The organism is Frankia sp. AgB1.9, assembly GCF_016786355.1.
GTDB lineage: Bacteria > Actinomycetota > Actinomycetes > Frankiales > Frankiaceae > Pseudofrankia.
On record NZ_JADWYX010000001.1, the window covers coordinates 128,765 to 140,980 of the forward strand.

At 63.5% G+C, this 12,216-nt stretch carries 8 protein-coding genes; 5 read left to right on the forward strand and 3 right to left on the reverse strand.

What is annotated here, in order from left to right:
- Window positions 1-130: 130 nt before the first annotated feature.
- From I6A60_RS00660 to I6A60_RS00680, 5 genes are all read left to right on the forward strand, one after another.
- A complete protein-coding gene (locus I6A60_RS00660; RefSeq protein ID WP_238434502.1) occupies window positions 131-1,393 on the forward strand; it encodes an ABC transporter substrate-binding protein in 1,263 nt (420 codons plus the stop codon).
- 168 nt (window positions 1,394-1,561) lie between these two features.
- A complete protein-coding gene (locus I6A60_RS00665; RefSeq protein WP_203024929.1) occupies window positions 1,562-2,608 on the forward strand; it encodes a carbohydrate ABC transporter permease in 1,047 nt (348 codons plus the stop codon).
- Window positions 2,605-3,525 carry a carbohydrate ABC transporter permease gene (locus I6A60_RS00670; RefSeq protein ID WP_203024930.1) on the forward strand — a complete coding sequence of 307 codons (921 nt, stop codon included), beginning with the start codon at window positions 2,605-2,607 and terminating at the stop codon, window positions 3,523-3,525. Before I6A60_RS00665 ends, I6A60_RS00670 begins: the two co-directional genes overlap by 4 nt.
- Window positions 3,522-4,964, forward strand: a complete 1,443-nt coding sequence (locus tag I6A60_RS00675; RefSeq protein ID WP_203024931.1) for a GH1 family beta-glucosidase — start codon at window positions 3,522-3,524, stop codon at window positions 4,962-4,964. The genes I6A60_RS00670 and I6A60_RS00675 overlap by 4 nt, the downstream gene beginning before the upstream one ends.
- A gap of 67 nt (window positions 4,965-5,031) precedes the next feature.
- A complete protein-coding gene (locus tag I6A60_RS00680) occupies window positions 5,032-6,111 on the forward strand; it encodes a LacI family DNA-binding transcriptional regulator (RefSeq protein WP_238434503.1) in 1,080 nt (359 codons plus the stop codon).
- A gap of 101 nt (window positions 6,112-6,212) precedes the next feature.
- Here I6A60_RS00680 and I6A60_RS00685 read toward each other — a convergent pair whose 3' ends face one another.
- The 3 genes from I6A60_RS00685 to I6A60_RS00695 form a co-directional block, all read right to left on the reverse strand.
- Entirely contained in the window at window positions 6,213-7,004 is a 792-nt protein-coding gene (locus tag I6A60_RS00685) for a 2OG-Fe dioxygenase family protein (RefSeq protein WP_203024932.1), read from the reverse strand.
- A 32-nt stretch (window positions 7,005-7,036) separates the two neighbouring features.
- Entirely contained in the window at window positions 7,037-7,924 is an 888-nt protein-coding gene (locus I6A60_RS00690) for a RimK family alpha-L-glutamate ligase (RefSeq protein WP_203024933.1), read from the reverse strand.
- Between the two features lie 270 nt (window positions 7,925-8,194).
- Window positions 8,195-11,995 carry an NB-ARC domain-containing protein gene (locus tag I6A60_RS00695; protein WP_203024934.1) on the reverse strand — a complete coding sequence of 1,267 codons (3,801 nt, stop codon included), beginning with the start codon at window positions 11,993-11,995 and terminating at the stop codon, window positions 8,195-8,197.
- Between the last annotated feature and the right edge of the window lie 221 nt (window positions 11,996-12,216).

Genomic DNA, 12,216 nt, shown 5'->3' on the forward strand with positions numbered 1-12,216 from the left:
TGGCCCTTGACACCAGCGCAACCACGCATCACAGTTCCGAAGCCATGAGAGCGCTCACACGCGATCAGTGCGGTGGGCGTGAAGCCAGAGGGAGGGCTTCATGAGGGCACAACGCGGTCGCTTAGCGGCCATGACCGGGGCATTCCTGGTCACGGCGCTGGTGGCGACGGCCTGTGGCGGCAGCAGCGACAACGGAGCAGGAGGCGGCAACAAGAGCACGACACTCGTCGTCAACGACTTCAGCACGTTCGGCTACAAGGACGCCGGTCTGTACGCGGCGTTCGAGGCCAGCCATCCGGGCGTCAAGATCGTCGAAAACATCAGCGAGTACAACACCCACCACAACAACCTGGTCAAGCACCTCGCGGCCGGGTCTGGCGCGGGCGACGTCGAGGCCGTGGACGAGGGCTTCATGGCCCAGTTCAAGGCGACCCCGGACCAGTTCGCGAACCTGAACGACTACGGCCTCGGCAGCCGCAAGGCCGACTACGGCAGCTACAAGTGGACCATGGGCGAGTCGACCGACGGCAAGTCGCTGTTCGGCCTCGGTACCGATGTCGGCGGCCTGGCCATGTGCTACAACACCCAGCTCTTCCAGAAGGCCGGCCTGCCCACCGACCCGGCCGCGGTCGCCGCGCTGTGGCCGACCTGGGACGCCTACTTCCAGACCGGCCAGAAGTTCAAGGCCGCCAACACCGGCGCGACCTGGTTCGACACCGGAACCAACGTCTACAACGCCCAGGTCTTCCAGCTCAAGGAGAGCTACTACAAGCCGGGAACCGACGACGTCGAGGTCGGCACCAACCCGGGCGTGAAGGCCGCGTTCGACTCGACCGCGGCGGCGATCCAGGGCGGCCTTTCCGGCGGCCTGGTCTCCTTCTCGGACGACTGGACCAAGGCGATCGCGAACGGCGCGTTCGCCACCCTGACCTGCCCCGCCTGGATGATGGCGAACATCCAGCAGGCCAAGCCCGGCGAGGGCATCTGGAATGTCGCCGCGGTCCCGGGCAAGGGCGGTAACTGGGGCGGCTCGTGGCTGACGGTCCCGGCGCAGAGCAAGAACAAGAAGCTCGCCGCCGAGCTGGTCGACTTCCTGACCAAGCCGGAGAACCAGGTCAAGGTCTTCAAGTCGATCGGCAACGTGCCGTCGACCGTCGCGGGCGTCAACGACCCGACGGTCCAGAGCTTCACCAACCCGTACTTCCTCAACGCGCCGACCGGCAAGATCTTCGGCGAGTCCGCGCTCTCTCTGACCCCGCAGTACCAGGGGCCCAAGCACGGCGCCATCCGGGCGGCGATCGAGGCGCAGATCCAGAACATGGAGCAGAAGCACACCGATCCGGCGGCCGCCTGGACAGCCGCCGTCTCGGACGCCGAACGGGCCGCACGCTGACCCGCTGACCGCCTGACCCGGGCCGCCGATCCCCGCCGGCCGGCCGCGCGCACCCCGCCCCTGGTGCGCGCGGCCCCCGGCGCGGGGCGTCAGCCCACACGATTTCCGCACCACCGACCCACCCCGGGAAAGCCCGTCGCGCGGAGCCCCCAGACCGGAGGAATCCCGGTGACCACCCTCGTAACCCCGGCGTCCACCGCGGACGTCGTGCCACCCCGGCGCCGCCCGAGCGCGGTCCGATCCGGAATCCGGCGAGTGACCGGCGTGACGGCCCCGTACGGATTCGTCGCCCCCTTCTTCCTGCTCTTCGCGGTGTTCGGCCTCTTCCCGATGCTCTACACGTTCTGGGTCTCACTGCACGACCGCAGCATGCTCAGCTCGCACAGCGGGAAGATGATCGGGCTGCGCAACTACACCGAGCTGATGGCCGACCCGTACTTCTGGCACGCGGTCCGCAACACGTTCCTGTTGATGTTCATGTGCACGATTCCCCAGCTGGTGCTTGCACTGGTGCTGGCGCACACGCTGAACTCCAGAATCCGGGGCCGGACGTTGTTCCGGATGGGTGTCCTGCTGCCGAACGTCACCTCGATCGTCGCGGTGACGCTCGTGTTCGGGCAGCTCTTCAGCTTCCACTACGGCCTGTTCAACTGGGCGCTGCACACGGTCGGCCTGCCGCGGATCAACTGGGAGGCCGGCACCTGGAGCTCGAAGATCGCCATTTCCTCGATGGTGATCTGGCGCTGGACCGGCTACAACGCGCTGATCTACCTGGCCGCGATGCAGGCGATCCCGAAGGAGCAGTTCGAGGCGGCCGCGATCGACGGCGCCGGTACCTGGCGCCAGCTGTGGCACGTCACGCTGCCGGCGCTGCGCCCGACGATCGCCTTCACCGGTCTGGTCTCGATCATCGGCCAGATCCAGCTGTTCACCGAGCCGCTGCTGTTCGAGACGACGCCCGGCAGCGTCACCGGTGGCACCAGCCGGCAGTTCCAGACGCTGGCGCTCTTCATGTACGAGGAGGGCTTCCACCTCTATCACTTCGGCTACGCCTCGGCGGTCGCCTGGCTGATGTTCCTGCTGACGGTGCTGCTCGCCGGCGGCGCCTATCTGATCACCCGTGGCGGAGCGCTGGTCGGCGGCGCCCGGCAGGCCGGCCGCGGCCGCCGCGTCCGGCGCGTACGGGCGGACGACACCCCGGGAGGGACTCGATGAGCGTCGCGACCCAGGAGCCCGTCGGCGCCTCGGTGCCCCCGACCGGCCCGCCGGGGCCGGTCGCCCGCGGCGCGCGCCGCCGCCGCAACGCCGACCCGAGCGCGCGGCGCCCCGGCCTGCTGCGTTACCCGTTCCTGATCGTCATCCTGCTGATCTCGGTCTTCCCGGTCTACTGGACGTTCCTGGTCCCGTCACGGACGAACGCGGACGTCGCGAAGGTCCCGCCGCCGTTGACCCCGGGCCCGCACTTCTTCGAGAACCTGCGGCGGGTCTTCAACACGGTCGGGTTCGGGAAGGCGCTGACCAACTCGCTCCTGGTCGCCACGTCCATCACGCTGTGCACGCTGCTGTTCTGTTCGCTGGCCGGGTTCGCGTTCGCGAAGCTGCGGTTCCGCGGCCGTAACGCGCTGCTGCTCATCGTGATCGGAACGATGATGGTGCCGGTTCAGCTCGGCGTCATCCCGCTCTACATCGAGATGCACAAGTTCGGCTGGACCAACCACCTGATCTCCGTGATCGTCCCGACCGCGGTGACCGCCTTCGGCGTGGTCTTCATGCGTCAGTACACCGAGCAGGCGATTCCGGACGAGCTGCTCGAGGCCGGCCGGATGGACGGCTGCTCGACGCTCGGCCTCTACTGGCACGTCGTCCTGCCCGGGCTGCGCCCGGCGATGGCCGTGCTCGGCCTGCTCACCTTCATGCAGGCCTGGAACGACTTTATGTGGCCGCTGATCGCGTTGAGCCCGCAGAACCCCACGGTCCAGGTCGCGCTCAGCAGCCTGTCCGCGGGCTACTACCGCGACAACACGCTCGTCCTCGCGGGCACGGCGATCGGGACGCTTCCCGTGATCGTCGTCTTCATCGTGTTCGGCCGTCAGATCATCAGTGGAATCATGGAAGGCGCGGTCAAGGGATGACGATCAGTACTGCCTCGGCGATCGGGGCGGCGGGTACGCCCGAGACCGACGAGCTCGCCGCCCGGATCGTGACCGGCCTGCCCGGGGACTTCGTCTGGGGCGCGGCCACCTCGGCGTACCAGATCGAGGGCGCCACCACGGAGGATGGCCGCGGCCCGAGCATCTGGGACACCTTCGCCCGCACCCCGGGCAAGACCCGCAACGGGGAGAGCGGCGCGGTCGCCGTCGACCACTACCACCGGTATCGCGAGGACATCGCGCTGATGGCCGACCTCGGCCTCGCGGCCTACCGGTTCTCGGTGGCCTGGCCGCGGGTCATGCCGACCGGGTCCGGGGCTGTCAACCGGGCCGGGCTCGGCTTCTACGACCGGCTGGTTGACGAACTGCTCGCCGCCGGCCTCGATCCCTGGCTCACCCTCTACCACTGGGACCTGCCACAGCCGTTGCAGGACCTGGGCGGCTGGGCCAGCCGGGAGACGTCCCACCGGTTCGCCGACTATGCCGACCATGTGGCGACCGCGCTGGGCGACCGGGTGAAGCACTGGTCCACGCTCAACGAGCCCTGGTGCTCCGCGTTCGAGGGTCATCTGACCGGTCGGCACGCGCCCGGCGTCCAGAGCGCGCATGCGGCCGTCCGGTCGGTACACCATCTGCTGCTCGGGCACGCTCTCGGCGTCGAGGCCCTGCGCGCCCGCGGGGTCGGCGACGTCGGCATCACCCTGAACCTCATCCCGGCCGAGTCGCCCGAGGACTCGCCTGTGGCGCGGGACCTGGTCCGGCTCGTAGACGGCCAGACGATCCGGCTCTGGCTCGACCCGCTGCTGCGCGGCAGCTACCCCGAGGACGTCGTCGCGGACCTCGCCAAGGTGGGCGCCGAACTGCCGATCGAGCCCGGCGATCTCCTGCGCATCGGCGCGCCGCTCGACTGGATCGGCGTCAACTACTACGCCCCGCACATCGTCGTCCCGGGACCGGATCCCGACCCGGAACCGATGCCGTTCGTCGGCGGCGCCGACCTGACCAGGGTGAAGTCGACCGACGATGTGACCGCGCTGGGCTGGCCGATCCGGCCGCGAAGCTTCGCCGCACTGCTGCGTCGGCTCGACGCCGACTATCCGGGCACCTCCTGGTACATACACGAGAACGGCGCCGCCTTTCTCGACGAGCCGGTGGCCGACGGCGACGTGCCCGACCCGGGGCGGCTGCGCTACGTGGCCCAGCACCTGGACGTCGTGCGGGAAGTCGTCGGAGACGGGGTGGATGTCCGGGGATACTTCGTGTGGTCGCTGCTGGACAACTACGAGTGGTCTGAGGGATACAAAATGCGGTTCGGCGTGATCCACGTCGACTTCGAGACCCTGGTCCGCACTCCGAAGTCGAGCGCACTGTGGTACTCCCGCCTGATCCGCGACCACCGCGCCGCAAACGGGACAGCGTGAGCCCGGAAACCGGCGTACGAAGGCGGCCTCGGGCCGGGTCGCGGCGGCCGCGACGAAGGGGGGATCGATGAGCGGGGCGATCGGCCTGGCCGATCCGAGCGGGACCTCCGGCGAGTCGCGCGGCGCCGGCCCGGCTCCGCGCCGGGCGCCGACGCTGGAGGAGGTCGCGGAGCTCGCCGGGGTCTCGCGGGCGACCGTCTCGCGGGTGGTCAACGGGTCGTCCCGGGTGTCGCCGGAGGCCCTGGCCTCGGTCACCGCGGCGATCGCCCAGCTCGGCTATGTGCCGAACCGGGCCGCCCGCAGCCTGGTCACCCGCCGGACCGACACCCTCGTGCTGATCGTCCACGAACGGCCGGACACCGTGTTCTCCGACCCGTTCTTCGCGAGCGTGCTGCGCGGCGTCAACCGGGCGCTGAGCCCCACCGATCTGCAGCTCGTCCTGCTGCAGGCGCAGGGGGAGGCCCAGCGGGACCGGGCGCTGCGCTACGTCGGCAACGGTCACGTCGACGGCGTGCTGCTCATCTCGCTGCACGGCGACGACATCATGCCCAACGCGATCGCGGCGGCCGGAGTGCCGCTCGTGATGGCCGGGCGGCTGCTGACCGGCCGGATGGTCGACTACGTCGACGCGGACAACGTCGGTGGCGCCCGCGACGCCGTCGGCCACCTGCTAGCCACCGGCCGCCGCCGGATCGCGACCGTTGCCGGCCCGCCGGACATGAGCGTCGGCGTCGACCGGCTGCGCGGCTACACCGAGGCGGTGCGCGCCGCCGGTGGTGACGCGGCGGCGGGGTGGGTCGTCGTCGGCGACTTCACCGAGGCCAGCGGGCAGGCCGCGACCGAGCGGCTGCTGGCCGAGCACCCGGACCTGGACGCCGTCTTCGCGGCGTCGGACCTGATGGCGCTGGGCGCGCTGCGCGCGCTGCGGGCGGCCGGGCGGCGGGTGCCGGACGACGTGGCGGTCGTCGGCTTCGATGACGCGGCGCTGGCCGCCTACGCCGACCCGCCGCTGACCACCGTCCGCCAGCAGGTCGAGTTGATGGGCCAGGAGATGGTCCAGCTCCTGCTGGCCCGCATCGCGGACCCGGACGGCGAACCCAGAGAGCTGATCCTGCCCACCGAGCTCGTCATCCGAGCCTCGGCTTGACCTTCTCGTTCAAGAGGAGGTGTCAGGATGCGCGACAGGTGCTGGGGGTCTGGCGCGGCCCGGTGACGCTGTGATTCGAGACAGCCTTCTCGTCCAGTCCACTAAAGCCCGAAGAAATCGATATTTATCACGTCGCGTACGCCGCATCCTCCTTTCGTTTGAATAGGAGAAACATCATGCAGAACGACACTGTCGAAGACATAAAGGCTATCTAGCGGCCGTTTCAGAAATCGCTTAGCCAGAGGGCGACCATCCTCCGAGTAGACTCTGGACTGGCCACCACGACAATCACGGTCAATCAAATGTATCGCAAATATGTCATTGCCGTCCCGATGTATACCCTCTGGAGTCGGAAACCCCATCGCGCCGGGTCGCGCGGTGATTCGAAATTGATGAACCTCCACTCTCCAGAATCGCCTTGTCGGGAAAACCGCGCGGACAACTGCAGCGTCGGTTGCAATAAGAAGCAACAAGGACGGGTTCTGTCGGACCGTCGGTTCCAGTTCGTCAAAATATCGCCTGACATCACCTGCATAGGAATTGTATCTCCTAGCCTGCACGAAAGGTGCAGAAGGCGCATCCGCGAGCTTACCTTCGATATCCAGAAAAAATCGCCCGTACCGCCGCCGGCGAAAGTCTGCGCCTTTCGCGAGATAGCGGTCGACTGGGAGATCTCTGAAGCTCGCAGCAAGTTCCCTCCAGTAGTTTGATGCTAGCAGGGCCTCACCATAGAAGGAGCCGCGGACAAATTCGAAACCAGAGTCGCTGACCCTTCCGGCGACCTCCACTACGGAAGCGGGCGCGATATCCGGATAAAACAAGGGTGGGTTGACCTCTAGCCATCCCCTCGGCTGTTCATAGACCAGTTCTAATCCGGCAGTCAAAACTATCAATCTTCACCTCCGTCCGTATCTCTCTAAAATTCTCAGCCTAGAGCCGCTTTAAGGAAGGTCGCTGCCACAACAGGCACCGACGAAGGATGGATCTTTAGAAACAAGTTCGGTTCAACAAGTTCGAGTTCCGCGACGAGAGGAGTCTTGTCGGGTCCGTCTATGAGATCGACTCGCGCATAAAGAGGAACCTCCGCGTCTGGGACTGCCGACAGCGCTTTCTCGGCAGTCGCTATCTCGTGGGCGCTCGGTGCCCATGGTTCGACACCTGGATGAGCCTCTCGAGAGTGATCATCATATTTTCCGTTTGGCGTCAGCACAGCTTGTTTACGGACCGCGTGAAGAAAAACGCCCCGAAGAAAGACTAGCGCGCGTTCTCCGGTCGAGTCAATCTCGTGAATATAAGGTTGTACGAGAGCCGTTAGATTACGCATGTGGAGGTCGCGAATGTGAGATTCAGCTGCCGTCTTGTCTGATGGCACATAACGCGCGGCAAGTTGCGATCCGGCGCCGACCGCCGGCTTAACTACGTACTCATAATTTCCAGGGAGTACTATACGGTCGCCGGGAGCGAGATAACTTGTTGGTACGACTGGCACTGAGCGGCTAGCAAGGTCTTCGAGATAGCGTTTGTCTGCGTTCCACCTCAGTAGCGCCACGGAATTCTCAAGTCTCGAAACACATGCGCACCTAGAAGCCCATGTCAAAAATTCACGCAGTCGCCAGCTGTAGTCCCACGTAGATCGGACTATTGCCAGGTCAAAGCCCGACCAGTCAATCGATGGATCATCCCATGCTGCGACGTGGACCTCGTACGCATGATGCCGCATTTCTTCGCTCAGTAGCGGCATATCTACGTCTTCGTCGACGCCTTGGTAGGAATGAGTGGTTACGAGTGCAATTCTTGGCCCGCCGTCGCGCATGTAGTCCTCAGCCCTTGTCGGATTGGCGAACAGGTCGGCTCGTCATAGCCGTACTTAGCCTCAACTTTACTCCAGGCAGGCAGCTTCCGTGGAGCGGGTGCGCAATCGCTCAATAAACGGTCTTATGCGGCCACGCTGCCGATCATGTTCAATTCTCTTGAGCAAAATTATGGCCTTATAGCGAGGGTGACCGGTACATTGCTCTCATCGACTAATTCATGGGCCGCTATTCAGTCGCCACTGTTGGCGCCAACCGAGGACCGCTAGCGGCTACTCGAGGTTATCTTTGTCATGGCGGTAGGAGAATAGATAAACACCGCCGCCTCCCGCAGCGGCGACTGATCGTGCCGTCGGATGCCATGTACAGCTATGCAGCGGCTGCGCGACGCGAAGAACGGCAGAGCATTTACGTGATTGTATGTCCCAAATGCGCAACATCCAGTCGGAGCCAGCGGAAGCAAGAAAAAGCCCGTCTGGAGAAAAGGCGCAGGATCTTACCCAGTCGGTGTGACCCTCCAGAGTATCGATGGCCTCGCCGGTGTCGGCATCCCATATCTGCAGAGTTCCGTCGGCGCTTGCCGAGGCAAGGATGTGGCCATCGGGGGAAAAGGCGCAGCTTGAAACCCAGTCCGTATGTTTCTCGAGCGTGAACAGGCGCCGATGTGTAAGGGTATCCCAAATTCGAAGAGAGCCGTCTGCTCCTCCGGAAGCGAGGCGAGTCCCATCGGAGGAGAAGGTGCACGCCCAAGTGCCCCCCGCGTGCCCCTCCAACGAGGCGTCCGTAGCCCAGGTGTCTGTGGCTCGAACTCGAACCTTTTGATCCGTACCACAGGAGAGAAGAAATCGACCATCTGAAGAGAAGGTCGCGTTCCAGGTTCCTCCCGCGTGCCCTTCAAGATCGGCGACTATCTCCGCCGTAACAGGATTCCAGACGCGCAGGGCTCCGCTGCTGTATCCGACAGCTAATAGACCTCTCGGAGAGAATCCGCACCCCTGCGCGCTGCCGCTAGCCCAGTCGAGCATCCTGAGTCTACGACCGGACTGAACATCCCATATCGATACGATGCCGGCATCGTCGGTGGATGCGATGGTTTTGCCATCTGGCGAGAATGCACAGCTGCGTGCTGCTGTGGCGATCTTCGCCGAACCGGTCATGATGATCTGGGATGTCTGGGTTGCCACGTCCCAGATACGCACGGTCTTGTCCGCACTAGCGGACGCCACGGACTGTCCATCTGACGAGAAGGTGCATTGCCGAACGAACCCCTCGTGCCCCTGCAGGACAGCAACAAGCTCCTGTGAATCGACGCGCCACAAGCGGATCGATTTGTCGTCGCCGGCGGTTGCTAAAAGTTCACCGCCGGGGCCAAATGTGCAGTCGTTCACAACGCCATTGTGCCCTGTCAAACTACCGGTGAGTTGCCAGGCCGATGTATTCCACAAATTTACGCTGCCGTCACCGCAAGCTGAAGCGAGACGTTCACCATTGGGCGAGAATGCACACCCCCAGACCGCCGTGGCGTGGTCACCTAGAGCAGCGACGAGGTCGCCGGTTTCGGAATTCCAAATACGAACGTTTCGGTCGGCACCACCCGACGCCAAGAATCGCGAATCTGGCGAGAAGACACATTGGTAGACGCCTCCAGCGTGTCCGCTCAATGGCTCCCTCGATTCTTCCAAGGAAAAATCCCAGATTCGAACCAGGCCGTCGGATCCCGCCGAGGCGAGATATCGACCGTTAGGTGAGAATGCGCAGCTCCAAACGCCACCACGGTGTGCCTGCAGGAAGGTGGGACTCGTGTTCTCCGTGATGTTCCATAGGCGGACCAATCCGTCGCCGCCTGCGAACGCGAGCAACTCGCCATCTGGCGAGAAGACGCATGTTCTCACTCCGCCTGTGTATCCATCTCTGGCCGCAACCTCCCGGTGGGCCGCCAGATCCCAGAGACGTACCGACCCGTCTTCCCCAGCAGATGCGAGTAGGCGATCTTTCGAAGAAAAGTCGCAAGCATAGATGCCGCCTGCGTGCCATTCCTGACGGATGGACGGGTCGAACTCCAACCTGTCCGGCAAAGGCCAGATATTCTCGATCTTGGGATTCGGCAACTGCCTGCTGTAAGATAATACGGCCTGCTCGAGGCCATCTACCGAGGACAGTCGGCTTGCTAGCGTTGCTCCGAGGCCCGTGGATGGTGTCATTGGATTGAGCAGTGCAGCGTTGGATTTGAGAGATCGACGCAGGGTATTGGCGAGGCCGTTTTGCACAGTGGCAAGGTCGGCCTCTGCCGGGACAGGCGAACCGAAATGTGCAGTCTTGGCTTCGACCCATTTGAGATCGCAAACCAGTTGCGCCAATTCGTCGATCTGGCCAGACTCCTTGAGGTGGTAAGAAAGGTGTCGCCAAAAATATTCGGCGCTAGCTGGCAGTTCCCACCACGGGAATGTATCGGTTTCAGGATTAGGTGTTCGTCTGATGACTTTGCGCGCGGCATCCAAGAGCGCGGCGTTCGCCGTCGCGCGGCGTTCTTGGGATGTGCAGTGCCGGAGGTATGTGCGTACGACGTCATGCAGGTGGATGGCCGGTGCGCCCGCCTCCCATCGTCCGAAGGCGAGGCTGAGCCGTACTATCTTGGCGCGCAGGCGTTCTGCCTCGATGGCAGTTAGACCACCTGTCTCGGCCCAGAGTAGTACCAAAACATCGCGTGGAATGTAGGTATCTTCGCTGAAGATTGCTAAGTCGAGATAGCGCTCGCGCTCCGTTGTGGTTAATAGTCGGAGGCTCGCATCGACAGTCGCGGCAACTGCGTGGGCTCTGCTTTCAGGGTCATCTAGATCAAGTGCTGTTGGCCCACTTGTCGTGAGTTCGGTTATCGACCATTGGGCGGCGTCGGCAGGTTCGGCGCCGTCCTTGATATATTCAACAAGCGCGCGGTTGACTAGCCCGAGAAGCACCGGCCAGCGCCCAGTCAAATGTACTAGTTCCTCAACTGATCCGTCTGGCAGGCCGTCGATTCCGGCAATAATGAGGTTGGTCGCCTGGTCGGCCGTCATCGCGTCTACAAGGATTGGTAGATTCCCTCGGGGCACAACATTGCGATTCCGGGTCGTGATCAGGCGGCGGCATTGCGCGCCACCGATAAGAAACGGCTGAAGCTGTTCGTATGACCAGACATCGTCGACTACCAATAGTATTGGGGGGCGGGTATCAAGGAGCTCTCCGAGACGCGCTCCAGCGACGATCGGATCTGATGAGATCATCTGTTCACCCGAGAGGATCTCAAACATACTGCCGATTACCGCGGCGAGATCTGCGCCCTTTCGTTGCTCACCTATAGTTGCCCACAGAAGGCCGCCGGGAAATCTCCTCTTCACCTCGTGGTCTTGACAGATCATAGCAGCCAGAGTGGTCTTTCCGAAGCCTCCGGCGCCCTCCAGGGACGCTGTAATGGCGACGGCTGAGGAGTCGTCCGCGAGTACTCTTGTCAATACGCTCTGGGCCAATGCGGGTCTTCGAACTAATTGTCCAGGAACTACGGGCGACATCCATGGACGGCGGTCGGTGCCTCCGGTATCTGAAATCGGCAGAGCGGACTGAGTTACCCGGACCTCATTTAGGGCGTGGAGAATTCCTGCTTCTAGAGCATCTGCATTGGCGAACGTCTGAAGAATCACGTTTGAATCGCGGAGTTGCTGGCGAAAGGCTTCAACTCTGTCTCTGTCTCTATCGACAAGACGAGGAGGAAATGGGGCGTCATCGTCTAGAAGGAAGATTAACCTGGGGATCCCGGCGGTCGTTGCTGTACTAAACTCTAGTTCTACATAGGAGATCGAGTCGACGGTATCTGGAACGATAGATCCGTACCGAAACCCGATGATTCCAATAAAGATTTGAGACTTCCGGACGAGTTCTTCACAGTAGCTGGCCGGAGTTCCGTCCCGTGCCGAGAAGTACGCCATATCCACCGGCCTGTGGCCGGCGCGTAGGATCGCCTCGGAAGCTGCTTGGATGAACGTTCGGTCCTGCGGAAATGAGGCCGTGTCCGAAGCGTGGCTGATGAAAACGTCACTCACACCAGGCGAGCCTAGTAGGCTCCGTCTCCTCTGGAGGCTGATCGGACCAAGTCGCGGGACGATTCTGAAAATTCCAGGTGAGTCGCCGCCTTTCTGGAACCGCTGGCGCGGCCGGCTGCGCCCTGTTCCATCTTCTGGCTGGCATGATTGCGGCAACCGGCGCTCTGGATGGATGTCTCGTCATCCTGCTCGTGTGCATCGGCGGCCTAGAAGGCTTGGTC